Source organism: Paraburkholderia sp. BR10936 (assembly GCF_040965735.1).
Lineage (GTDB): Bacteria > Pseudomonadota > Gammaproteobacteria > Burkholderiales > Burkholderiaceae > Paraburkholderia > Paraburkholderia nodosa_A.
Genome location: NZ_JBFRCM010000014.1, coordinates 35873 through 59104, shown reverse-complemented (window position 1 = coordinate 59104; position 23232 = coordinate 35873). Strand labels below are relative to the sequence as shown.

Annotated in this window: 20 protein-coding genes; 10 read left to right on the top strand and 10 right to left on the bottom strand. The window is 63.5% G+C overall.

Features of this window, described 5'->3' with window-relative positions; all coding sequences use genetic code 11:
• Positions 1-86: 86 nt before the first annotated feature.
• Positions 87-1253, bottom strand: a complete 1167-nt coding sequence (locus AB4Y36_RS26515; protein ID WP_368684574.1) for a mandelate racemase/muconate lactonizing enzyme family protein — start codon at positions 1251-1253, stop codon at positions 87-89.
• A gap of 138 nt (positions 1254-1391) precedes the next feature.
• On the opposite strand from AB4Y36_RS26515, the gene AB4Y36_RS26510 reads away from it, so the two are divergent.
• Entirely contained in the window at positions 1392-2321 is a 930-nt protein-coding gene (locus AB4Y36_RS26510) for a LysR substrate-binding domain-containing protein (RefSeq protein ID WP_069266591.1), read from the top strand.
• Positions 2322-2455: 134 nt separating this feature from the next.
• Positions 2456-3358: an NAD-dependent epimerase/dehydratase family protein gene (locus tag AB4Y36_RS26505; protein WP_368684573.1), complete on the top strand. Its 903-nt coding sequence runs from the start codon at positions 2456-2458 to the stop codon at positions 3356-3358.
• A 71-nt stretch (positions 3359-3429) separates the two neighbouring features.
• On the opposite strand, the gene AB4Y36_RS26500 is transcribed toward AB4Y36_RS26505, so the two are convergent.
• The 4 genes from AB4Y36_RS26500 to AB4Y36_RS26485 form a co-directional block, all read right to left on the bottom strand.
• Entirely contained in the window at positions 3430-4671 is a 1242-nt protein-coding gene (locus AB4Y36_RS26500; RefSeq protein WP_368684572.1) for a cystathionine gamma-synthase family protein, read from the bottom strand.
• A 96-nt stretch (positions 4672-4767) separates the two neighbouring features.
• Positions 4768-5754: a GNAT family N-acetyltransferase gene (locus tag AB4Y36_RS26495; protein WP_368684571.1), complete on the bottom strand. Its 987-nt coding sequence runs from the start codon at positions 5752-5754 to the stop codon at positions 4768-4770.
• Between the two features lie 111 nt (positions 5755-5865).
• On the bottom strand, positions 5866-7137 hold the full coding sequence (gene cls / locus AB4Y36_RS26490) for a cardiolipin synthase (protein ID WP_069266588.1): 1272 nt from the start codon (positions 7135-7137) through the stop codon (positions 5866-5868).
• A 72-nt stretch (positions 7138-7209) separates the two neighbouring features.
• On the bottom strand, positions 7210-7686 hold the full coding sequence (locus AB4Y36_RS26485) for a MarR family winged helix-turn-helix transcriptional regulator (RefSeq protein WP_069266587.1): 477 nt from the start codon (positions 7684-7686) through the stop codon (positions 7210-7212).
• Positions 7687-7781: 95 nt separating this feature from the next.
• On the opposite strand from AB4Y36_RS26485, the gene AB4Y36_RS26480 reads away from it, so the two are divergent.
• Positions 7782-8150 carry an antibiotic biosynthesis monooxygenase gene (locus AB4Y36_RS26480; RefSeq protein WP_368604395.1) on the top strand — a complete coding sequence of 123 codons (369 nt, stop codon included), beginning with the start codon at positions 7782-7784 and terminating at the stop codon, positions 8148-8150.
• A gap of 104 nt (positions 8151-8254) precedes the next feature.
• Here AB4Y36_RS26480 and AB4Y36_RS26475 read toward each other — a convergent pair whose 3' ends face one another.
• The 3 genes from AB4Y36_RS26475 to AB4Y36_RS26465 form a co-directional block, all read right to left on the bottom strand.
• Positions 8255-8596: an RcnB family protein gene (locus AB4Y36_RS26475; protein ID WP_368684570.1), complete on the bottom strand. Its 342-nt coding sequence runs from the start codon at positions 8594-8596 to the stop codon at positions 8255-8257.
• Between the two features lie 68 nt (positions 8597-8664).
• A complete protein-coding gene (locus tag AB4Y36_RS26470; protein ID WP_368684569.1) occupies positions 8665-8868 on the bottom strand; it encodes a hypothetical protein in 204 nt (67 codons plus the stop codon).
• A gap of 352 nt (positions 8869-9220) precedes the next feature.
• A complete protein-coding gene (locus tag AB4Y36_RS26465) occupies positions 9221-10762 on the bottom strand; it encodes a methyl-accepting chemotaxis protein (protein WP_368604394.1) in 1542 nt (513 codons plus the stop codon).
• 521 nt (positions 10763-11283) lie between these two features.
• Between AB4Y36_RS26465 and AB4Y36_RS26460 the strand changes: the two genes are divergently transcribed.
• Positions 11284-11739, top strand: coding sequence for an MEKHLA domain-containing protein (locus tag AB4Y36_RS26460; RefSeq protein WP_069266583.1), 456 nt, complete (start codon positions 11284-11286; stop codon positions 11737-11739).
• A gap of 28 nt (positions 11740-11767) precedes the next feature.
• Here AB4Y36_RS26460 and AB4Y36_RS26455 read toward each other — a convergent pair whose 3' ends face one another.
• Positions 11768-12409, bottom strand: a complete 642-nt coding sequence (locus tag AB4Y36_RS26455) for a TetR/AcrR family transcriptional regulator (protein WP_069266582.1) — start codon at positions 12407-12409, stop codon at positions 11768-11770.
• Positions 12410-12798: 389 nt separating this feature from the next.
• Between AB4Y36_RS26455 and AB4Y36_RS26450 the strand changes: the two genes are divergently transcribed.
• The 5 genes from AB4Y36_RS26450 to AB4Y36_RS26430 all read left to right on the top strand — a co-directional run bounded on the left by AB4Y36_RS26450 (position 12799) and on the right by AB4Y36_RS26430 (position 21249).
• On the top strand, positions 12799-13926 hold the full coding sequence (locus tag AB4Y36_RS26450; protein WP_368684662.1) for an efflux RND transporter periplasmic adaptor subunit: 1128 nt from the start codon (positions 12799-12801) through the stop codon (positions 13924-13926).
• Between the two features lie 9 nt (positions 13927-13935).
• A complete protein-coding gene (locus AB4Y36_RS26445; protein WP_368684568.1) occupies positions 13936-17166 on the top strand; it encodes an efflux RND transporter permease subunit in 3231 nt (1076 codons plus the stop codon).
• Positions 17163-18617 carry an efflux transporter outer membrane subunit gene (locus AB4Y36_RS26440; RefSeq protein WP_368684567.1) on the top strand — a complete coding sequence of 485 codons (1455 nt, stop codon included), beginning with the start codon at positions 17163-17165 and terminating at the stop codon, positions 18615-18617. Before AB4Y36_RS26445 ends, AB4Y36_RS26440 begins: the two co-directional genes overlap by 4 nt.
• Before the next feature lie 127 nt (positions 18618-18744).
• Positions 18745-20067, top strand: coding sequence for a leucine-rich repeat-containing protein kinase family protein (locus AB4Y36_RS26435; RefSeq protein ID WP_368684566.1), 1323 nt, complete (start codon positions 18745-18747; stop codon positions 20065-20067).
• A 192-nt stretch (positions 20068-20259) separates the two neighbouring features.
• On the top strand, positions 20260-21249 hold the full coding sequence (locus tag AB4Y36_RS26430; RefSeq protein ID WP_368684565.1) for a D-alanyl-D-alanine carboxypeptidase family protein: 990 nt from the start codon (positions 20260-20262) through the stop codon (positions 21247-21249).
• Here the strand turns inward: AB4Y36_RS26430 and AB4Y36_RS26425 are convergent.
• On the bottom strand, positions 21246-22034 hold the full coding sequence (locus AB4Y36_RS26425) for a helix-turn-helix transcriptional regulator (protein WP_368684564.1): 789 nt from the start codon (positions 22032-22034) through the stop codon (positions 21246-21248). The two genes, AB4Y36_RS26430 and AB4Y36_RS26425, sit on opposite strands and share 4 nt — an antisense overlap.
• Positions 22035-22146: 112 nt before the next feature.
• Between AB4Y36_RS26425 and AB4Y36_RS26420 the strand changes: the two genes are divergently transcribed.
• Positions 22147-23226 carry a medium chain dehydrogenase/reductase family protein gene (locus tag AB4Y36_RS26420; protein WP_368684563.1) on the top strand — a complete coding sequence of 360 codons (1080 nt, stop codon included), beginning with the start codon at positions 22147-22149 and terminating at the stop codon, positions 23224-23226.
• Positions 23227-23232: the final 6 nt, after the last annotated feature.

The following is a 23232-nucleotide window of genomic DNA, read 5'->3' as shown; positions in this document are numbered from 1 at the left end:
CGCCATGCAGGTAGTTTCGGGCGACCGCCAACCGCCATGCGTGCAGCGGTTGTGTTTCCGGTCGCGCTCTTTTCTTCGCTTCGGCGTCAGGCCGCGATCTTCTTCATTTCCGCAAACAGATCGGCCTTGCCCTCGAAGCCGATGCCGGGCAGGTCGGGCATCGTGATATAGCCGTTGTCGACCTTCACGCCATCGGGGAAGCCGCCATAAGGCTGGAACAGATCGGGATACGACTCGTTGCCGCCAAGCCCGAGGCCCGCCGCGATGTTGAGCGACATCTGATGGCCGCCGTGCGGAATGCAGCGGCTCGCGGACCAGCCGTGCTGATGCAGCATCTCCAGCGTGCGCAGATATTCGACGAGGCCGTAGCTCAACGCGCAGTCGAACTGCAGCCAGTCGCGGTCGGGACGCATGCCGCCGTAGCGCATGAGGTTGCGCGCGTCCTGCATCGAGAACAGATCCTCGCCGGTCGCCATCGGTTTGTCGTAGTAGTTGCGCAGTGTGGCCTGCAATTCGAAGTCGAGCGGATCGCCCGGCTCCTCGTACCAGAACAGATCGTATTGCGAGAGCGCTTTCGCGTACTGGATTGCGGTGTCCAGATCGAAACGGCCGTTGGCGTCGACGGCCAGTTTCTGACCGTCGCCCAGCACGCTCAGGATCGAATCGATGCGGCGCAGGTCCTCGTCGAGCGACGCGCCGCCAATCTTTTTCTTCACGACCGTGTAGCCGCGGTCGATATAGCTGCGCATTTCGTCTTTGAGCTTGTTGTGGTCCTGGCCTGGGTAGTAGTAGCCGCCCGCCGCATAGACGAAGATCTTGCGGTCGGGTTGGCCATTGCCGTAGCGCTCGGCGAGCAGCTGGAAGAGCGGCTTGCCTTCGATCTTCGCCACGGCGTCCCATACCGCCATGTCGATCGTGCCGATCGCCACCGAGCGCTCGCCATGGCCGCCCGGCTTTTCGTTGGTGAACATCGTCGCCCAGATCTTGTGCGGGTCGAGGTTGTCGCCCGCCTCGTTCACGAGCGAGGCGGGATCGGCTTCGAGAATGCGCGGGATGAAGCGCTCGCGCATCAGCGTGCCCTGGCCATAGCGGCCATTCGAGTTGAAGCCATAGCCGATGACGGGCTTGCCGTCGCGGATCACGTCGGTGACCACGGCGACGAGGCTGAGCGTCATCTTGCTGAAGTCGATATAGGCGTTGCGGATCGAGGAACTGATCGGAACGGTTTTTTCGCGGATTTCAACGATTCTCACGGGTGTCTCCTGGTGGCACGGCCAGCATGCGCGGTCGTTCTCGCGGTCGTTCGCGATTCGCTGGCTGTGGGAGACGCTAGGTTATGCGCCCGGATCGGCTCTATGATTCACTTGTTTTCACATCTTTATTAACTCACGGTGAAGAATGACCTGACCTCCTACCTGGCGTTTTTCGTTCTGCTCGGGCGTTACGGAAACCTTTCAAGCGTTGCGCGCGACATGGATATCACGCCGCCGGCGGCGACCAAACGGCTCGCGCAGCTCGAGGCGCGCCTGGGCGTGCGCCTGGTCAACCGGACCACCCGCAGCGTGAGCCTGACCGCCGAGGGCGAGACCTTTCTGCACTACGCGACGCGCATTCTTGCCGAAGTGCAGGAAATGGAAGATGTCGTGTCGTCGAGCCGCTCCGTCACGCGCGGCTTGCTGCGTGTGAACGCGACGCTCGGCTTCGGGCGCACAACGATCGCACCGCTCGTTTCGGAGTTCGCGCGGCGGCATCCGCATGTCGAAGTGCAGCTCGACGTCACCGACCGGCCGATCGATCTCGTCGAAAGCGGCGTGGATCTGGCGATCCGTTTTGGCGAGCTGCCCGACAAGCGGCTCATTGCGCGGCGCATCATGACGAACCGCCGCTTGCTGTGCGCCTCGCCGCGCTATCTGGAGACGCAGGGCACGCCCGCAACGCTGGGCGATCTCGCCAACCATCAATGCATCGTGCATCGACAGAACGACAACGCCTACGGCATATGGCGGCTCGAGCGCGATGGCGAGGCGCATGCGGTGAAGGTGCACGGCATGCTGTCGAGCAACGACGGCGATATCGTGCTCGGCTGGGCGCTCGACGGGCACGGCATTCTGCTGCGCTCGGAGTGGGACCTGGCGAAGTATCTGGAAAGCGGCCGGCTGCGCGTCGTGCTGCCCGAGTTCGTGCAGCCGCTGGCCGATTTGTTCGTGTACTACCCGAACAAGCGCAATCAGTCGGCGCGTGCGCGTGCGTTCATCGATTTTCTGGCGGAGCGGTTCAACCGGCAGCCTGCGGTGGCCGCGCCCGCGCAATCGGGCGCATAACGATTTTGTCTGCGTCCCCCGCAGACAATCCATCCGGCTGGAAAGGTAGCGGTGGTCATTACAGCCGGCCGATGTTTGCGGTAACGTGCGCGTTTGCAGAGGCGGGAACGACGCCACGAAAAGGAGAGAGACAGATGACAAAGCGAGTGATAGTGACCGGCGGTAGCGGCCTTGCCGGCAAATGGGTGGTCGAGAACCTGGTCGCGCACGGCTACGAAGTGTTGAATCTGGACCGTGTGCCCATGCCGAAGCGCACGGCGCGCACGCTGATCACGGACATCACCGACGCGGGCCAGGTTTTCAACGCGATCACCTCGACCACGGCGCCAGTGGAATTCGCCGACGACCTGGAGCCGAAACCCATCGACGCGATCGTTCACTTCGCGGCGATTCCTCGCATCATGTTGACGACCGATAACGAGGTCTACCGCATCAATGTGATGGGGACTTACAACATTCTCGACGCCGCTGCGAAACTAGGGGTCCGCAAGGTGATCCTCGCCTCGAGCGAGACGACTTACGGTGTGGTGTTCGCCCACCGGCATCGCGATCCCGCGTACTTTCCGCTGGACGAGAACTATCCGGTGGACCCGATGGACAGCTACGCCACCTCGAAAGTGGTCAACGAAGTGACCGCGAAGGCATTCCAGGCGCGCACCGGGTCGGACATCTACTGTTTTCGCATCGGCAACGTGCTCGATCCCGAGGATTACGCGAAGTTCTCCACGTGGCTCAAGGATCCCGCGCTGCGCAAGCGTATTGCGTGGAGCTACATCGACGGGCGAGATCTCGCCAACGCGTGCCGGCTCGCCATCGAAACGGACGGCCTCGGCTTCGAGATCATGAACGTCGCGGCGGACGACGTGTCGTCCGACTTGCCGACCCAGACGTTGCTGGATCGCTACTATCCGGGCGTGCCGGTCAAGAAGGCCCTCGGCGAGTTCGAGACGCTGCTCAGCAACGAGAAGCTCAAACGCTTGCTTGGCTGGCAGCAGCAGCACTACTGGCGCGACGAGGCAAAACGCTTCAATCCGTAAGCGGCATCAGCGTCGAAAACGCGCAGGGCCAGCGAGTGCTGGCCCTGTTCACGACATCGACGCTCCCGGCGTTATGCTGCCAGCTTGAGCGCTTGCGAGAAGTCTGCAATCAGGTCGTCGATATCTTCGATGCCCGCCGAAAGCCGCAGCATGCCGTCGGAGATGCCCATCGCCTTGCGCGTTTCTGCGCCGGCTTCGAAAAAGATCGTCGGCGCGACGGGGATGATGAGCGTGCGCGTGTCGCCGAGGCCGGTCGCCTTGATCGGCAGTTCGAGCGCGTTGACGACGTCGATCATGCGTTCCGCGTTGAGCAGTTCGAACGAGAGCAGCCATGACGCGCCCTTGAAAAGCGCATGGGCAACCTCGTATTGCGGATGGCTCTTCAAGCCCGGATAGAACACCTTGCCGATGGCTTCGTGGCCTTCGAGAAACTGTGCGAGCGCGAGCGCATTGTCGCTGCTTTGCTTCACGCGCAGGGCGAGCGTTTCCGCGCCCATGGCGATGGCGTGCGCCTGCTCGGACGACAATGACGCGCCCATGTCTCGCAGGCCCTTCTTGCGGATCTGCAGGAGCCCCTGATCTTTCGGTGCCGAACGCCGATAGTCGTCGGCGATGTTCGGATACGTGCTCCAGTCGAACAGGCCCGTATCGGTCACCGCGCCGCCGAGCGCGGCGCCATGGCCCGCGATGGTCTTCGTCAACGAATTGATGACGAGGCTCGCGCCGACCGCCTTCGGCTGGAACAAGGCGGGCGAGGTAATCGTGTTGTCGACGACGTAGACGATGCCGCGCTCGCGGCACAGCTCGCCGATGCCTTGCAGGTCGGGGATCTGCGTGCCCGGATTCGCGATGGTTTCGACGAACACCATGCGCGTATTCGGGTGGATGGCGTTCTTCACGTTTTCGGCGTCGCTGGCGTCGACGGTCGTGACTTCCACGCCGAGCGTGCGCAACGTGCCGAACAGGCTGTTGGTGTTGCCGAACACATAGCGGCTCGACACGAGATGATCGCCCGCACGCAGCAGCGTGAGGAAGGTCGCCGTGATCGCGGCCATGCCGGTGCTGAAACAGACTGTGCCGGTGCCGCCTTCCAGGCTCGTGATCTTGCGCTCGAGAGCCGCCGTCGTGGGAGTGCCTTGCCGCGCGTAGTTGAAACCCCCTTTCTTCGTGCCCTGAAATACGCCGATCAGGTCCTCGACGCGCTCGAAACCATATTGCACGGACGTATGAATCGGCTGGCGCACGCCGCCGTGCTCGGTGCCCGCGATCCTGTCGCCGTGAACGATGCCAGTGGTGAAGCCTTGCTTGCTCATTCTCACTCCGTTTCTCAAGTCGATTGCGTTTGGCACATTATCGCCTGTAACGCGTGTTGCCGGCAGGTGGGACGCACCGAACCAATCGGTCGGGCGCTAACGCAGTTCGGACTCCGACGGTTCCAGCACGCTGCGCAGCTTGCCGAGCAGCCAGTTGACCAACGCGTTGTTGTGCCGGTAGTGATTCCAGGTGGGAATCTGGCGGGCGCCGAGGATGCGTTTGAACTCATAGGACGTCGCGCCCAGCTCGATTTCCTCGAAACCTTCGCGAATGCCGAATTCGACCGTGCGAATGAACATGGCGAAGTACAAGCCGTACTCCTGGCTCCTGGCGTAGTCGAGCCCGATATAGCGGTTGACGAGGTGCCTTCCCTTGCCGATCAACTGGGTGAAGCCAATCAACTCGTCGTCCAGAAAGTACAGCAGATAATGGCTAAGGCTGCGGGTATTGGCGAAATACTCCGGCGTGAGCTTCTCGAACTTCAACTCGGCTTTCTGCCAGGTGTTCAGATACAACTCATACACTCTGGCGACGAGGTGATCGGGCAGACCCGCGCATTCTTCATAGCGCAGTGCGGCGGCCTTTTTCAGCTTACGCTTGAGCAGGTTCCTGCGGTCGCTCTTCATGGCCTGGTAGTAGTCCGGGCCGATCGACAGCACCGGCACGGGCAGGCCTTTTGCCGCCACGAAGCCGCGCAGCGGCAAGTCCTCGGTGAAACCCTTGTACGCGAGCAGGCTCCCTTTCTTCGCAAGCGCCGTGCTGATGGCCGCGAGCGTCTCCTGCGAGACTTCGCCCTGGATGCGGCCGGCATCGACGGTCGGATGCCCGATGCAGGCCAGCTTGAAGCGGATCCAGCTCAGGCTTTGCTTCAGCCAGCCGCTGGGAAGGAGGGTGTTGAGCCGGAAATCCATCACGAAGTAGGGCGCCACGGTAACGAGCGCGCTGTCCCGGTACACGGCGAAATAACCGAAGCTGAAATCATCCAGCCGGGCCGTCTGAAAGGCCTGGTAAAACTCCGCTCCCTCCGGCTCGTCGCGCAGAAACCCCTCGGGCGGATTGGCCAGATCCTCGACGTGCAGCATGGATTGCGGTCCCTTTTTTCTGTTTGCTTTGTCGACAGCCCAATGTCGGGCACCGATTGTCGGCGATCTTCGCTTTCTTGTCGATTGGCGGCGCGGCGCTCGCGGCAGGCGTCACAACTGCGAATCGAGGAGGGCGGCTGCGTGTTCGAGCAGCTTTTCCCGTAACGACCGGCGGCGCCAGTCTTCGAGCGTGATGCGTTTGGCGAGGGCAGCGTCGGCATCGAAAATGGCCGTCTGCTGGCGCGCGAAATCGCGGTCGTAGATGTTGAGATTGGCCTCGTCGTTGAGCTTGAACGAGCGGCTGTCGAAGTTGGTCGAGCCGACCGACACCAGATATTCGTCGACGACGATCAGCTTGCAGTGGAACATCGTCGGCTGATACTCGTACATCTCCACGCCGGCCGCGAGCAGGTCGCCCCAGCACGCACGCGAGGCCTCGCGCACCGTGTGAGTATCGATGCGCTTGCCCGGCGTGATGATGCGCACCTTCACGCCGCGCTTCGCCGCCTCGACGATCGCGTTGATCGTCAGCTTGTCCGGCACGAAGTACGCCGTCGACAAATGGATGGAGCGCGCCGCGGCGGTGATCGCCATGAGGTACATCAACTCCATGTCGTCGCTGCCGCCCGAGGGCGAACTGCTGAACACGTGCGCGAGGCCGTTGCCCGCGGCGTCGATCGCGGGAAAGTACTGCGGGCCGTGCAGCACATTGCCCGTCGACTTGACCCAGTTGTCCATGAAGACCGCCTGCATCTGTCCGACCGCCGGGCCTTCAATGCGAAAGTGCGTATCGCGCCAGTGCTTTTCGTCCTGCGCATGGCCGGTCCATTCGTCGGCGATGCCTACGCCGCCCGTAAAACCGATGCGTCCGTCGATCACCAGCAACTTGCGGTGCGTGCGGTCGTTCATGCGGCCGAGGCCCGTCCAGTGCGGCTTGTGATACAGGACGAGCTGGACGCCCGCCTCGCGCAGCATGCGTTGATAACGCTTGTCCATTTTGGACGAGCCGACCCAGTCGAGCAGCACGTGCACGGCGATGCCCGCGCGCGCCTTGTCGGACAGCGCGCGGGCGACTTCTTCGCCAATCGCGCCGGACCAGTAAATGAAGGTCTCGAAGGTAATGGTGTGCTGCGCCGCGCGGATGCCGGCCAGCATCGACGGAAAGATCTCGTCGCCGTTCACGAGCACCTCGAAGCGATTGCCTCCCACGACGGGCGGCCCGAGCAGCAGCCCCATCGAGCGGATGAACTGCGGACTGTCGCTCGCGTAAAGCCGGTCGATCTTGTGCTCGATCTTCTTTTCGCCGCTCGTGAGATTCGCGATCACCAGGATGACGACGAGCGTCACCGCGACCGTCACGACAATGAGGGCAATGGTCGACATGCGTGGGCCTCGCCTCGCGGATGGTAACGATGCCCTGCTGTAGCACATTGCATGCGCAAGCAGCGCTGTCGATCAATCCGGCTCGTCGGCTCCGGCCATTTGGTCCAGATTCGACTGCAATTTCGTGATGACGCGGTGCAAGGTCTTGATTTCGCTGGCGGTCACGCCAGCGGAGAGCTGGTTGATCCAGGGGGCCTGAAGACGCATGGCCGCTTCGAAAGCTTGCCGGCCCTCGTCGGTCAAAACGACAAGCTGCGCGCGGCGGTGGTGAGGGTTGGCCTCGAAGCGGACCAGACCGTCGTTGGCCAGGTCATTCACGATTCGTTGCACGTTTTGCCGATTGGCCCCCAGATCGCGGGCAATCCAGGCCACCGGCTGCGGCCGTTGCGCGGCCCTGATGGCGCCGAGCATCTGCCAGCGTGCGCTCGTGAGGCCGAGGCCCTCGACCAGGCGGTCGCCCGAAGTGAGCAGTCCGCTATTGAGCCGGAAGAGCTCGAGCATGATGCCCGACAGGAGTTCGCCGACCGGTGTTCTCGCGAGTTCGCGCATATGGCACCCTATTTCTAAATTGACATCATCATGTCAATTTACTATATATTGGCCATGACCGGTTGACATCATGCTTTTAGACTCTGGAGTGCACCATGCTGCAATTGCGACCGCTTGATCCTTCTTTCCCGATCGAACGTCAACTTGCCGTTGACGCCGAGCCCGTTGTGCTCGTGAACGTTTTCACACTGGATCTGGCCGATGAGGCGAAGTTTCTGGAGGCCTGGCAGGAAGACGCTGCGCTCATGAAGCAGCAAGCCGGCTTTATTTCAACGCAGCTCCACCGGGCGATCGGAGAGCAACCGGCTTATATGAATTACGCAGTGTGGGAATCCACGGCGCATTTTCGGGCGGCATTCTCTGCGCCGGCGTTCCGGTCGAGTCTGGCCGCTTATCCTTCCTCGGTGATCGCGTCGCCGCATATCTTCCAGAAAGTTGCCGTGCCGGGGATTTGCGAGAGTTAGTTGTTTTGCCGTCGTTGCGGCTCGATTTCAGGTCGCTGCTGGTTGCCGGCCCTTGGCCGCGTTGCGGCGAAGAGCGGGCATATCGTGGAAAGACAACGGCATGATCAATGGCTGCCGGCGGTCAGAACCGTCGAGATCACGCCGGTCGCGCTGGCAACGAGCACGTAGTCGCCGGCTACGCCGACCCAGTGGTAGCCACGCGGGGGCGCTTTCAGGCCATGCTGATTCCAGTTTTCGACCACGAAAATCCGATCACGGTATTCAGGCGGCAGGCGGTCGCCACGATGCCAGTCGCGATGCGGAATCGCACCGACCGGACGGTTGGCTCGTTCGATCGACGTAGGTGGCGGGTTGCCAGGCCGGTGTTCGGGCTGCGATGCGAACGCGGTGCCTGTCGTGGCGAGCAGGGCGGCAATAACGAAGAGTGTCGTGACTTTCGCTTTCATGGTGAATGCTCCAAATAACGTTCAAGAAAAGAGGAAGTGAGATGAATTTTACTTAGGAATGTTGATCACTAACTAACGGATTCACTTCCACCGGATTCGCTGGCGCGACGCTCCTCATCGGCGAAGCGGTTCGACGTGCGCTTCTTGACGAGAGATTCGCCATGCGGGACAGCGCTCGGCGCTGGCAAGCGGGCCATGGCCATGAACGGCGCCATCATGAGGAGGCCGGCGATCGCGAACGTGGCGTTGAGTCGGTTGATGTACGAGTTCATGGTTTTCTCCAGGGCAAGGAAGTAAAGGATGACTAAGTTATCGATGGATTGACTCGAGCTTCGAGGGAAGCCTCGGGAAGACTGCGTCCGAATCCAAAGCTTGCATTAAGTTTACATTTCGTAAGATTTGCTTTCAAGCAATGGGAGCGAAGTTTCAGTGCGGCGTATCGCCTCACAAAATTGGAGCGCGAACCCGGCGGCGGTGGTTGCCCGAGCCGCAAGGCGCGCCGCGGCCGGGCGTGCCAGTCAATTACGGCCAGTCTGCGTTGCACAGACCAGCCGGGGTTGCAGGCTCAGAGCGGGAGGACGCGGCGCTTATGTCCCCCAGGGCGCGCGCGGCAATCGCTCGAAGTCAGGCAATGGCGCCTTCCCTGAGCCTGAACGCGGACACGGTCTCGCGAAGCGCGTGTGCCTGCTCAGCCAGCGCATACGTCGCGGCCGAAGCCTCCTCCACGAGCGCCGCGTTCTGCTGCGTGACTTCGTCCATTTGCGTGACGGCGATGTTCACCTGCTCGATGCCCGTCGACTGTTCGCGCGACGCCGTCGAAATCTCCTGCACGGTGCCGGAAACCCGCTGCACGGCTTCGACGATCTCGTCGATGATGTGGCCGGCGTCGGCCACCTGGAACGATCCGCTTTCGACGTGTACTTTCGACTGCTCGATGAGCGCCTTGATCTCGCGCGCCGCGCTCGCGCTGCGCTGCGCGAGCGTGCGAACCTCGCCCGCGACAACGGCGAAACCGCGGCCTTGCTCGCCCGCACGCGCCGCTTCGACGGCGGCGTTGAGCGCAAGGATGTTGGTCTGGAACGCGATGCCGTCGATCAAGCCGATGATCTCGCCGACCTTGCTCGAACTGTCCGCGATAGATTGCATCGTGCCGACCACGCCTCGCATCACCGTGCCGCCGCGCGCCGCGGTCTGCGCCGCCGTTCCCGCGAGCGAACTGACGTGCTCCGCGTTCTGCGCGTTCATGCGTACGATCGACGTCAGCTCCTCCATGCTCGCGGCCGTTTCTTCAAGCGATGCAGCCTGCTCTTCGGTGCGCGAGGACAGATTCTGGTTGCCCGAGGCAATCTGCGCGCTCGCCGTTGCCACGCCTTCGGCGTTGGCGCGAACTTCGCTCACCACGCGTGCGAGGCTCGTCTGCATTTTCGAAAGCGCCGTGAGCAGTTCCGCGGTCTCGTCGTCGCCATGTGCATGCAGATCGGTCGACAGGTCGCCGTCGGCGACCTCGCGCGCAAAGTCCACGGCACGGCCCAGCGGGCTCGTGACAGTACGGCTGAACAGCACGCCGCCCGCCAGCGCGAGCAGGAACGCGGCCACCATCAGCACGGCGCTCACGATGGTGGCGTGCGCGGCCTGCACCGCCGCCTGGGCGGCCACTTGCGCGTTGGTGGCGGCAATGATCTGTGCGGCGCGGTCGAGCAGCTGGGCGGGCGCGCGATCGACGCCGGCGACCACAGTATCGCCCGCAACAGGATCGGCGCCGGCCGCCTTGAACGCCTCGAAGCCCTTGCGGTACCCCTGGCCCATCGCCTCGTGCGCCTCGGCGAACTGCGCGACGAGCGTGTGCGCTTCGCCTTCGGGCAGCTTCGTTTCGAGCCCGGCGGCGAGATCGTTCACGGTGCGCTCGCGCTTCTGAAACGCGCTCCAGTAACGATCGAGTTTTTGCGGGTCCTTGCCACGCAGGAGTGTGTCTTTCCACTCCTGCACCTGCAGCTTGAACTCGACGAGCGTGGCCGACACCATGCGCTCGTTCGCGGCGGCGTCCTGCACGGTGGTGCGGTAGGTATCGATCGCCTGGTTGAGCGTGTGGATGCCGTAGAACGCACCCGCCGACATGAGGGTGAGCGACGCGGCGAAGGCGAGGGGAATCTTGCGGCTGAGTTTCATGGGGTTCGAATGGCTAAAAATGCAAGGCGCATGACGCGCCGACTTCCCTATTACGGCTCAAGTCTGCTGTTCTTGAGTTTTTGCGGATTACGCCGTCTTTCGTCATACGTAAGCCGTTGCGAACACCATGCGCGTGCGGCGCGGCGAATTAGAGATCGGCCTCTCCTTCAAACGCTTCGAATCGAGCCTCGGCTGTCTGGCGTGACGAGATACCGTTGAGGCGAGGGACGGTGAAGCGACGGATGCAGCGACACCCAGCTTCTCGCACTTTCCAGCGCTTCGATCTGACCGGTCTGCGAATTGCGCCGATACACGAGGCCGCTTCGGCCACTGATCTCGATGGCCTTTACCACTTCACCCGAAGCAAGCCGGATTCGGGTGCAAGTGCAGATAGACATCGTGGATGTCCGTAGTTGGCGCATCGAGACGGCGGATCGTGAGGCAGGGCGCGGGTTTTTACAAGCGGTTGATAGAATTGCGCAACGCGCAAGCAACCCCTCGACTCGAAGGAGCCAGTCTGAATGTCGCCGAACACGGATACCGAATTATTTCGCCTTCTCGCGAACAGCTATCGCCGCCTGTTGGGCGTCGCGCTCGTTCCCGAAGGCATGGGCGACACAGAGGGCGCGGCCTGGCTCTACGAACGCGCGCCGTTCGGCTTGCTTGCGCACGGCACGCAGGCGGACCCCGTATTCATGTATGGCAATCGTCGCGCGCAAGCGATCTTCGGCTACGACTGGGACGAAATCACGGCGCTGCCTTCGCGTCTTTCCGCGCAGGCGCCCGAGCGTAGCGAGCGGCAGGCATTTCTCGATTCGGTGACGCGCGAAGGCTTCGTGAAAGACTATCGCGGCATCCGCATCACGAGGTCGGGGCAGCGCTTCTGGATCGAGCGCGCGACCGTATGGCAACTGATCGACGAAACGGGTGTGCTGCACGGGCAGGCTGCGATGATTCCGCATGTTGCGCCTTGCTGATGCGGGCTTGCGCTCGCGAATCCCGCCATCATTTTGCGTTCTGCGGACCCTTGCGGTTCGCTTGCGGCGCTGTCACGGCATAGCCCGCGAGAAATACATCGATTGCCCGGTTCACGACCTCCAGCAATTTCGCGCGCGAGGCCTTGACCTCATAGCCTAGCGTCGCAATTTCGACCAACTCGGCTTCGAGAAGCGCCAGTAGATGTCGCGCCGCGACGCCTGGATCGCACGGCCGGATTGTGCCCGCCTCGATCGCGCTCGCCAGAAAGTCGCGCACGTGCATCAAGCCCCGTTTTGGACCCGATTCATACAAGGCTCGGCCCACGTTCGACCGGTCGACCTCCTGGTAGCACAGGCGGCGCGTTGCGAGAAAAGAGGGCTGCAGCACGGCCGTCAGGAAGTGGACCCCAAACGCGACGAGCGACTCGCCCAGCGGCATTTCGAGCGTCAGTTGACTGAACGCATGCCGGATTTCCCTTCCGGCGCGGCTCGTCATTGTTTCAGCAAATAACGCCTCTTTCGACTCGAAATAGCTATACAGCGTCGCCTTCGACGCGCCCGAACGAGCCGCGATTTGCGTCATCGACGCCTGCTCGAAGCCGACGTCCCGGAACACTGCCAGCGCGGCTTCGATGATGGATTGACGCTTTTCTTCGGTCTTCTTTCTCATCGGGTCTCCCTTCCTCACTTGTTCTCGGGCCTGGGACGCGAGCGTCCACGCCAATACCCTCGTCCGTCATGGAATGAAACATTCGTTGCCGGGTAAGGCGATTGACAGTCATCGATCGTTCCATTATAAACCATACCGTTCAGTTTAGTTATGTGACCGGGACATTAATTCAGGGTTCAAAGTTGATGCGCAACGAGGCATCAGCCTTTCCGGGCTGCAAGACTTCAACCGCTTAGTACTACGAGTCAATGGCTTTGCGCCTTGCCTTGTTCTGGCAGGGCGCGTCAACGCACGATTCGATGGAATATATGCCACAACAGATTCATGCAAGAGAGGGATGGAACAGGAAGGGCCAACGCCTCGGCGCGGCGCTTTTCTGCTCGACCGCCATATTGATCGCCGGCTGTCAACGTCACGACGCCGGGATGCCCGCTAACCCCGCCAGCCAGAGCGTCGAAGTCGGCGTCAAGACGCTCGCCCCGCAGCGCATCGTGATGACGGCCGAGCTTTCGGGCCGCCTTTCGTCTCTCAAGGTCTCGGATGTGCGGCCGCAAATCGGCGGCATCGTCCAGAAGCGGTTCTTCGTCGAGGGTTCGGACGTGAAGGCGGGGCAGGTGCTCTACCAGATCGATCCGGCCACCTACCAGGCGACGTACGATCAGGCGCGCGGCACGCTCGCGAAGGCCGAGGCAACGCTCGCTTCCGCGAAGACGAAAGCCGATCGCTACGCCCAGCTCGTGAAGATCAACGCGGTCAGCGCACAGGACAACGACGATGCGATCGCGGCCGTTCGCGAGGACGAGGCCGATGTGATCGCGGATCGCGCATCGCTCGAGTCGGCGCGTATCAATCTCGGCTACACGCGGATCACGGCGCCCATTTCGGGCCGCATCGGCGCTTCGTCGGTGACCGAAGGCGCGCTCGTGACTTCAGAGCAGACCACGGCGCTCGCCACCATTCAGGCATACGACGAGATGTACCTCGACGTCACGCGTTCGAGCGCCGACTGGCTGCGCTTGCGCAAGGCGTTTGCCTCGGGCCGGCTCAAGCGTTCGGGCACGGGCGCGGCGGTGCAGCTCGTGATGGAGGACGGCACGCAGTACGCACACGCTGGCGTGCTGCAGTTTTCGGGCATCACCGTTGACGCGACAACGGGCTCGGTGACGGTGCGTATGGTCTTCCCGAACCCGGACGGCGAACTGCTGCCCGGCATGTTCGTGCGCGCGCAGCTCGACGAGGGCGAGAGCACGAACGCGCTGCTCGTTCCGCAACTCGCGGTCACGCGCGCTTCGGACGGCAGCGCGAGCGTATGGGTCGTCGATGCGACCGGACACGCGAAGCAGGTTGCGGTACACGCGGACAGTGCCTATGCAGACCAGTGGATCGTCACGAGCGGATTGCAAGCCGGCGATCGCGTGATCGTGAGCGGGCTGCAAAAGGTGCAGGCCGGCGAGGCGGTTCACGTGGCCGCGGATTCGGCCACCGCAGCCGCTGCTGCGTCTGCTGCGAAGTCGTAAGGAGGGCGCATGGCAGGTTTCTTCATTCAGCGCCCGATCCTCGCGTGGGTCGTTGCGATCGTCATCATGTTGATCGGCGCTGCGGCGACCACCACGTTGCCGATCGAGCAATATCCGACCATCGCGCCGCCTTCGGTACAGGTCACGGCGACCTATCCGGGCGCTTCCGCCGACACGGTCGCGAAGACCGTCACGCAGGTGATCGAGCAGAAGCTTTCCGGCATCGATAACCTGCTGTACATGTCGTCGACGAGCAGCGGCGCGGGGCAGGCGACCATCAACCTGACGTTCAGGCCCGGCACCAACCCGGACATCGCGCAGGTGCAGGTCCAGAACAAGGTGACCCAGGCCACCGCCTCGCTGCCGGAGACGGTGCAGGAGCAGGGCGTGCAAGTGGCGAAGGCGTCGAGCGACTTTCTGATGATCGTCGCGCTCTCGTCGCCGGGCGGCACGCTCGATTCGATCGACCTCGGCAATGTCATCGCCACGCAGATCGAGGACCCGCTTACCCAGATCAACGGTGTGGGCGACGTCACGCTCTTTGGCGCGCAGCACGCCATGCGGATCTGGCTCGATCCCGTGAAGCTGCGCAGCTTCGGCGTCACTGCGTCCGACGTGACGACAGCGGTCACCAATCAGAACGTGCAGCTTTCCGTCGGCGAACTCGGCGGCGCGCCTGCTACGGACTCCCAGGCGATCAATGCGACGATCTCGGCGTCGAGCCTGATGACGACTGCCGACCAGTTCGGCGACATTCTGCTGCGCGTGAACAGCGACGGCTCGAAGGTTCGCCTCAAGGACGTCGCGCGCGTCGAGGTGGGCGGCGATTCATACGATACGTCCTCGCGGCTCGACGGCAAGCCGGCGGCCGCGCTGGCCGTCAAGCTCTCGACGGGTGCGAACGCCATGGCGGTCGCGAAGGCCGTGCGCGCGAAGCTCGTAGAGCTGCAGCCGCAATTGCCCAAAGACGTGGCGATTGCGTATCCGTACGACTCCACGCCGTTCGTGAAGATCTCGATCGAGGAGGTCATGAAGACGCTCTTCGAAGCGGTGATCCTCGTGTTCCTCGTGATGTATCTGTTCCTGCAGAACCTGCGTGCGACGCTGATTCCGACGATCGTCGTGCCGGTTGCGCTGCTCGGCACGCTGGGCGTGATGTCGGCGATAGGCTTCTCGATCAACGTGCTCTCGATGTTCGCGATGGTGCTCGCGATCGGCCTGCTCGTGGACGACGCGATCGTCGTCGTCGAGAATGTCGAGCGCATCATGGCCGAGGAAAAGCTCGACGCGAAGGCGGCCACGAAGAAAGCGATGAGCCAGATCACCGGCGCGCTCGTGGGCGTGACGACGGTGCTGACTGCCGTCTTCATCCCGATGGCCTTCTTTTCCGGCTCGACCGGCGCGATCTATCGCCAGTTCTCGGTCACCATCGTTTCGGCGATGGTGCTCTCGGTGCTACTCGCCATGACGCTCACGCCCGCGCTCTGCGCGAGCCTGCTGAACCCGTCGGCCGTCGAGCACGCGCAGAGCCCCGGCTTGCTCGGCGCGTTCAATCGCTTCTTCACGAAGAGCAATGCGCGCTACAGCACCACGCTTGCGCGCGTGGTGGCCAGGCCCGCGCGCTGGATGCTCGGCTATGCACTCATTGCGGGCGTGGTCGGCATTCTGTACGTGACGCTGCCTTCGTCGTATCTGCCGGAGGAAGATCAGGGCTCGATCATGGTATCGATTTCGGCGCCGGTCGGCACGCCTTCTTCGAAGACGCTTCAGACCGTGGCAGCTGTCGAGCAATACTTTCTGAAGCAGCCCGCGGTAACGCACGTGATGGCCGTGAACGGTTTCAGCTTCAACGGGCAAGGGCAGAACAATGCGCTGGCGTTCGTGCAGTTGAAGGACTGGAGCCAGCGCGGGTCGAACGATAGCGCGCAGGCGGTGATCAATCGCGCGAACGCGGTCTTCGCGGGCAATCGCGATGCGCAGATCTTCGTGATGAACGAGCCCGCGATTCATGGTCTCGGCACGCAAAGCGGCCTCGACTTCGAGATCGAGGACCGCGCGGGCCAGGGGCATGACAAGCTGCTGAAGGCGCGCAACCAGTTCCTCGCGCTGGCCGCGAAGGAACCGTCGCTCGCCATGACGCGCTCGGCCGGCCTCGAAGATACGCCGCAGCTCTACGTCGATATCGACCGCGAGAAGGCGAGTGCGTTCGGGCTGTCGATCGCCGATGTCGACACGACGATTTCCACCGCGTTCGGCTCCGCGTACGTGAACAACTACATCGATACCGGGCGGATCCAGAAGGTCTACGTGCAGGCGGACGCACCGTACCGGATGATGCCGGACGACATCGGGCAATGGTATGTGCGCGCGGATTCGTCGTCGTCGAGTACTTCGTCATCCTCGAGTTCGTCGTCGAGTTCGACTTCGGCTTCAACGTCTACAACGTCTACAACGTCCACGACGACGTCGGGCTACGACGGCCAGATGGTGCCGTTCTCCGCATTCGCCACCACGCGCTGGACGTTCGGGCCGCCGCAGATCGAGCGCTACAACCGCGAACTGGCGATGCAGATGAGCGCACAGCCCGCGCCCGGTGTGAGCACCGGCCAGGCGATGGCCGCGGTCGAAAATCTCGCGAAGCGGTTGCCCACCGGATTCGGCATCGAGTGGACGGGGCAGTCGTATCAGGAAGTGCTTGCCGGTTCGCAGGCCACGTATCTGTATGCGATTTCGCTGATCGTGGTGTTCCTGTGCCTCGCGGGGCTGTACGAGAGCTGGTCGGTGCCGCTCGCGGTCATTCTCGTGGTGCCGATCGGCGTGCTTGGCGCGTTGTTGGGCGCGCATTTGCGCGGGCTGTCGAACGACGTCTATTTCAAGGTCGGCCTGCTGACGACAATCGGCCTCGCAACGAAGAACGCGATTCTGATCGTCGAATTCGCGAAGGACCTCCAGGAGCAGGGCCGTGGGCTCGTCGAGGCCACGCTCGAGGCGGCGCACCAGCGCTTGCGGCCGATCCTGATGACATCGCTGGCGTTCGTGTTCGGCGTGCTGCCGCTCGTGATCAGCACCGGCGCGGGCTCGGCCGCGCGCCATGCGATCGGAACCGGCGTCGCCGGCGGGATGATCGCGGCGACGGCGCTCGCCATCTTCTTCGTGCCCGTGTTTTTCATCGTCGTGCGCCGGCTGTTCAAGGAGCATGGCGACGGCGAAGCCGTGCAGCACGCAAAGGACCAGGAATGAAATTGAAGCTTCTGTCCGTGCTCTGTGCGGCAGCATTGAGTGCGTGTTCTCTCGACCCGGTTTATCAACGGCCCGCTGCGCCGGTCGCCACCGCCTGGCCAACGGGCGCCGCGTACGCTACGGGTGCATCGGCGGCTACGCCCTCAACATCACCTGCGGCGCCGAACGCGGCCGACGTCGGCTGGCGCGATTACTTCAAGGACTCGCGCCTGCAGGAACTGATCGCGCTCGCACTCGACCACAACCGGGACTTGCGGGTGGCGGCGCTGCAGGTGGCCGAGTACGAGGCGCAGTACCGCATCACGCGCGCGGAGCTGGCGCCGACGATCGACGCCGGCGGCTCGCTCACGAACACGCGCACCGACGGCGCGGTGAGCCACTCGAATACCGTTTCCGTCGGCACGACGTCGTGGGAAATCGACTTTTTTGGGCGCATCCGCAGCCTCAAGCGCCAGGCGCTCGAGAACTATCTGTCGACGCAGGCCTCGCGCACGAGCACGCAGCTTTCGCTCGTGGCCGATGTCGCGACCGACTATCTGCAATTGCTCTCCGATGAGACCTTGCTGAAGGTTTCGACCGACACCGCCGCGGCCGACCAGAACACCTACGACCTCACGGTGAGCATGATGAAGATCGGCAGCGCGTCGCTTCAGGACGTGCGCGAGGCGCAGACGTCGCTTGCGAGCGCACGCGCGAGCGTGGCGTCATACACGCGCGCGGTCGCGCAGGACCGCAACAATCTGATCGCCGAAATTGGCTGTCCGTTGCCCGACGACTTCGCCACGGGGCCTACGCTGCTCGAGAGCGACGCCATGTTCGCGGACGTCGATGCGGGCATCCCGTCCGACTTGCTCGCGCGACGGCCCGATATCATCGAGGCGGAGCATACGCTCAAGGCGGCGAACGCGAACATCGGCGCCGCGCGCGCGGCGTTCTTTCCCAAGATCGAGCTGACGGCGAGCGCCGGCACTGCTAGCACGAGCCTCTCGCAGTTGTTCAAGGCGAGCACGGGCGCGTGGACGTTCGCGCCGACGATCACGATGCCGATCTTCGATTACGGCAGCAACAAGGCGTCGCTCGACGTTGCGAAGATCGAGAAGGATATCGACGTGGCCGACTACGAAAAGGCGATTCAGACGGCGTTCAAGGAAGTGTCGAACGCACTGGCGGGGCGCGCGACCTATGTCGATCAGGTCGCGGCGGACCGCGACTACGTGAAATCGGCGCAGGATTACTACGACCTCGCGCAGGCGCGCTACAAGACCGGCACCGACAGCTTCCTGACCGTGCTCACCGCGCAGCGCACGCTCTATACGGCACAGGAGCAACTCGTCACCGACGAGCTGGCGAAGCTCTCGAATCAGGTCACGCTGTACAAGGTGCTGGGCGGCGGCTGGTCCGCGTCGAGCGTGCCTGAGCAGGCTGCCGCAAGCGACCCGGCGCATTCCTGAAGCATGCAGTCGGAAATGCGGCCCAGGATGCAGTCCAGGCGAGTCACCCGCTAGAATTGCGATGGTCGGCGCTGCGTTGTGCAGCGGCGCTTGCGACTTCCTTGCCATTACTCGATTCAATTCACGCGTGAAGACCGCTACTCTCGAACAACTGCGTGACGGGCAACTCGCCGGCGCACGACAGCTCAAGCTCGCTTGCGGGTTGACCGAATTTCCGCGCGAAATCTTCGATCTCGCCGACACCCTCGAGGTGCTCGACCTCTCGGGCAATGCGCTCACGTCGCTGCCGGACGACCTGCCGAGGCTGCGCCGTCTGCGCATACTGTTCGCTTCGAACAACCCGTTCACCGAGTTGCCGCCTGTACTCGGCGACTGCGAATCGCTGAGCATGATCGGCTTCAAGGCGAACCGCATCCGCCGCGTTACGGGGCGCGCGCTGCCGCCGCAATTGCGCTGGCTGATCCTGACCGATAACGACGTCGACGCGCTGCCGGCCGAAATCGGCGAGCGTCCGAATCTGCAGAAGCTGATGCTTGCCGGCAACCGGCTGCGCTCGTTGCCCGAGACGATGGCCGCGTGCAGCCGGCTCGAGCTGCTGCGGCTTTCGGCGAACCGGCTCGACGCCTTGCCCGACTGGCTGTTGCGCCTGCCGCGCCTGGCGTGGCTCGCCTACGCCGGCAATCCGCTGAACGTGGTGCGCGAGCAGGTGGCGCTGGCCGATTCGCCGGTGCCCGATATCGACTGGCATACGCTCGCACTCGGACAAACGCTCGGCGAGGGCGCATCGGGCGTGACGCATCGCGCGACGCGTCTCCTGCGCGACGGGCATCCGGTGGAGGCGGTGGCCGTCAAGCTGTTCAAGGGCGCGGTCACGAGCGACGGTTTGCCGGAACTGGAAATGGCGGCGTGCCTGCAAGCCGGGCCGCACGCGAACCTCATCCCGGTGCTCGGCAAGATCACGGGTCATCCGCTGGGCGAGCACGGCCTCGTGATGGAACTGATCCCTCCGTCGTTCGCCAATCTCGCCGGGCCGCCGAGCCTCGACTCGTGTACGCGGGACGTCTATGCAGCCGATGTTCTGTTCGACAGGCCAGTCGCACTGCAGATCGCGCGCGGGATCGCATCGGCGGCGCGGCATCTGCATGGGCGCGGGATCATGCACGGCGATCTCTATGCGCACAACATCCTGCACGACGGCTCAGGGCACGTATTGCTCGGCGACTTCGGCGCGGCGTCCTTTCACGATATCGACGATCGCGCACAGTCCCAGGCGCTCGAGCGCATCGAGGTGCGTGCGTTCGGCTGTCTGCTGGAAGAACTCGCGCAACGTCTGGCCGCAGAGGCTAATGAACGCGACGCCGGCTTCGATGCGCTGATTGCAGACTGTTTCGCCGAGCAGGTCGACAGGCGGCCTTCGTTCGATGAGATTGTCGAGCGGCTGTCTGCCTGACGCCATGGAACGGGCGGATTCGCTGACGCCCGGTGAATTTTCGCAAGCCGCTGAATACTCGGCGTGAAGGACAAGAATTCTGTCCTCTTTCCCACACTCATTCGTGCAACGAGCAACTACAGTTGAATCGTTGGGGATCAGTTGCACGTTGGACCCGCCATCGCCTGATTGCCGTCCCAGGGTGTGAACGCCATGAAAAAATTCCTCAGCGCGCTATTGCTCGCTTCGGCGCCGTTCGTCGCGTGGGGCGAGACGCCATTCCTCCATTCACACAGCGCGATCGTGTATGACGTCGCGCGCCACGAAGTCCTGCTCGAAAAGAACGCCGACGAGGCCCAGCCGATCGCGTCGCTCACCAAGCTGATGACGGCGATGGTCGTGCTGGACAGCGCCCAGCCGTTGGGAGAGACGGTGACGGTCGGCAACGACGACATCGATCGGCTCAAGCATACGGGGTCCCGCATCCCTATCGGTGCGTCGCTCAAGCGAGGAGAGATGCTGCGTCTTGCGCTCATGGCGTCGGAGAACCGCGCTGCATCCGCGCTTTCACATGCGTTCCCGGGCGGCCAGGCGGCGTTCATCCGGCAGATGAATGATAAGGCGCGCGCGCTGAATATGGCCAATACGCACTTCGACGATCCAACCGGGCTCTCGCCCGAGAATCTCTCGACGGCGCGCGATGTCGTGAAGATGGCGGACGCCGCGGCGCGCTATCCGTTGATCAGCGAATACACGACGCTTCCCCGTTACGAAGAGGCGATCGGCACGAGGACGCGGTTCTATCACAACACCGACCCGATAGTGAGCTCAGCCGACTGGGACGTGCTGGTCGCAAAGACGGGCTATATCCGCGAGGCGGGGCGCTGCATCGTGGTCGATGCGAACATGCCGAACGGGCAGGTGATGATTGCGCTGCTCGGCTCGCGAACCTCGTGGGGACGCTCTGCCGATCTCGTCACGATACGGCGATGGCTGAACGGCGACGACACGCCGGTCGTGGAACCGCGCTATTACGCAAGCGCCCGTGCGCATCATCACTATTCGATGCTCGCGCGCTCGCACGGCGTCAGGGTGCGGCTCGCATCGTACCCGAGCGCCCCGACGTCCGGTGCGCACCGGCAGAGCGTCAAACACCATGCCGGCAAGCGGGCGCACCATACGCTGGTTGCCGCGCTAGGCTAGACGGCATTCGTGTCGACCGGCGTATAAATCGCGAGTTTCAGCGCCGGATCGTCGTTCGCCTGAAACGTTGCGTACTCGTAGCGCTGCGTACCGTGCTTCGCGTGCGCCAGGACCTTCTGGCCCGACGCGCCGCTGCGCACGTCGTGCGCACTCCACCACCTCACGAATTCCTCGCTGCCTGAACGCAGGCGCTCGACCAGTTCGACGAACGCCGGGTCGCCTGCATGGAGGTCGTGGCTCGTGCGAAACAGCGCGATCATGCGGCGCGCTTCATCGGGCCAGCCCGCGCCAAAGAGCCGCCGTGCCTCCGGTTCGATGAACATGTAGATCATGATGTTGCGATCTTCCGCAGCGAGGCGATCGAAGCCAAGCAGATCGGAGGCGGCCTCGTTGCACACGAGGATGTCCCAGCGCCGGCCCGTGACGTAAGCGGGCAGACCGAGACTGGCGACGATCCGCGCAAGGGTCGGCGGCACGCTCTCGCGGGCGAAGACGCGCGGCTCGCCGCGCTGCGCGAGCACGCGCAAATGGGCGGCTTCGGCCTTGTCGAGCCGCAGTGCCTGGGCAAGTGCATCGAGCGTCGAAGCCGAAGGGCTGACCGCGCGCCCCTGCTCGAGCCGGACATACCAGTCGACGCCGATGCCCGCGAGTTCCGCGACCTCTTCACGCCGCAGGCCGGGCGTACGGCGGCGCCGGCCGCCACCGAGGCCGACGTCGTCGGGGCTCAGCTTCTTGCGCCGGGAGCGCAGAAAATCGCCGAATTGGGTTTGTGTCGTGGCTGTCATCGCGTTCGCTTCGTGCAGGGTGGGTGGGACTGCGCAATCCTGGGATCGCAGCGGGCCTTGTTGCCCATTCTAAGCCTGCCAGAATCGGCTCGTTCCCCCTTCTGGAAGCGCCATGAAAGCTGCCATTCTGAAAACCCTCAACGCGCCGCTCACGATCGAACAGATACCGGACCCCACCGCCGGCACTGGCGAGGTCGTCGTGGACGTCGTTGCGGCGCCGGTGTTGTCCTATGCGCAGGAAGTGTTTAGTGGAGAACGCCGCTATCCCATCGACCTGCCGATCGTGCCTGGTTGCGGCGCGATCGGCCGGGTCCGGACCGTCGGCCCGGATGCGACGAAACTGCAACCGGGCGACTGGGTGTTCTGCGATCCGACGGTGCGCGCGCGCGACGACGCGCTCATGCCCGACATCGTGCTGCAGGGCTGGAGCGCGCGGGGCGAGGGCGGCCAGAAATTGCAGCGCTATTTTCATGACGGCCCGTTCGCGGAACAGCTTAGGGTGCCGACCGAAAACGCGGTGCGTATCGGCGACATCGATCCGGCCGACGCTGCGCGATGGTGTGCGCTCAATACGCTGCTCGTGCCTTATGGCGGGCTGCTCGCGTCCGATCTGCGGGCGGGCGAGATCCTGCTCGTGAGCGGCGCGACCGGCAACTTCGGCAGCGCGTGCGTCGCGGTCGCGCTCGCCATGGGTGCGCGGTGCGTCGTAGCCCCCGGGCGCAACGTACAGGCGCTCGACAAACTGGCGCGCAACTTCGGCGAGCGCGTGCGGACCGTGGCGCTTTCCGGCGACGAAGCAACGGACCGCGAACGCATGCAACAGGCGGCGCCTGGGCCGATCGACTGCGTAATGGACCTGATGCCGCCATCGGTTCCGGCGACGACGGTGCGCGCCGCGGTGATGGCGGTGCGCCCATACGGGCGCGTGGTCCTGATGGGCGGGGTCGGCATGCTCGGTGGCGCCGGGCTCGAACTGCCTTATCCGTGGATCATGCGCAATGACATCACGGTGCGGGGCAAATGGATGTACCCCACGCAAGCCGTGACGCTCATGACAGGTTTGATTAACGGGGCACTGCTCGATCTGCGCCATTTCGACGTGACGGCCTTCGCGCTCGACGATGCGAACGAGGCCGTCGCGCACGCGGCGGCGAACGGCGGCCCGTTCAACATGACGGTGATTTGCCCGTAGCCTCGA

Excerpts from the sequence above, each read along its gene's own strand:
- AB4Y36_RS26460 (WP_069266583.1), top strand. The coding sequence starts at position 11,284 with ATGTCGCCGAACACGGATACCGAATTATTTCGCCTTCTCGCGAACAGC.
- AB4Y36_RS26485 (WP_069266587.1), bottom strand. The coding sequence starts at position 7,686 with ATGCGCGAACTCGCGAGAACACCGGTCGGCGAACTCCTGTCGGGCATC.
- AB4Y36_RS26470 (WP_368684569.1), bottom strand. The coding sequence starts at position 8,868 with ATGAACTCGTACATCAACCGACTCAACGCCACGTTCGCGATCGCCGGC.
- cls (WP_069266588.1), bottom strand. The coding sequence starts at position 7,137 with ATGTCGACCATTGCCCTCATTGTCGTGACGGTCGCGGTGACGCTCGTC.
- AB4Y36_RS26430 (WP_368684565.1), top strand. The coding sequence starts at position 20,260 with ATGAAAAAATTCCTCAGCGCGCTATTGCTCGCTTCGGCGCCGTTCGTC.
- AB4Y36_RS26455 (WP_069266582.1), bottom strand. The coding sequence starts at position 12,409 with ATGAGAAAGAAGACCGAAGAAAAGCGTCAATCCATCATCGAAGCCGCG.
- AB4Y36_RS26475 (WP_368684570.1), bottom strand. The coding sequence starts at position 8,596 with ATGAAAGCGAAAGTCACGACACTCTTCGTTATTGCCGCCCTGCTCGCC.
- AB4Y36_RS26420 (WP_368684563.1), top strand. The coding sequence starts at position 22,147 with ATGAAAGCTGCCATTCTGAAAACCCTCAACGCGCCGCTCACGATCGAA.
- AB4Y36_RS26505 (WP_368684573.1), top strand. The coding sequence starts at position 2,456 with ATGACAAAGCGAGTGATAGTGACCGGCGGTAGCGGCCTTGCCGGCAAA.
- AB4Y36_RS26495 (WP_368684571.1), bottom strand. The coding sequence starts at position 5,754 with ATGCTGCACGTCGAGGATCTGGCCAATCCGCCCGAGGGGTTTCTGCGC.
- AB4Y36_RS26425 (WP_368684564.1), bottom strand. The coding sequence starts at position 22,034 with ATGACAGCCACGACACAAACCCAATTCGGCGATTTTCTGCGCTCCCGG.
- AB4Y36_RS26445 (WP_368684568.1), top strand. The coding sequence starts at position 13,936 with ATGGCAGGTTTCTTCATTCAGCGCCCGATCCTCGCGTGGGTCGTTGCG.
- AB4Y36_RS26480 (WP_368604395.1), top strand. The coding sequence starts at position 7,782 with ATGCTGCAATTGCGACCGCTTGATCCTTCTTTCCCGATCGAACGTCAA.
- AB4Y36_RS26500 (WP_368684572.1), bottom strand. The coding sequence starts at position 4,671 with ATGAGCAAGCAAGGCTTCACCACTGGCATCGTTCACGGCGACAGGATC.
- AB4Y36_RS26465 (WP_368604394.1), bottom strand. The coding sequence starts at position 10,762 with ATGAAACTCAGCCGCAAGATTCCCCTCGCCTTCGCCGCGTCGCTCACC.
- AB4Y36_RS26440 (WP_368684567.1), top strand. The coding sequence starts at position 17,163 with ATGAAATTGAAGCTTCTGTCCGTGCTCTGTGCGGCAGCATTGAGTGCG.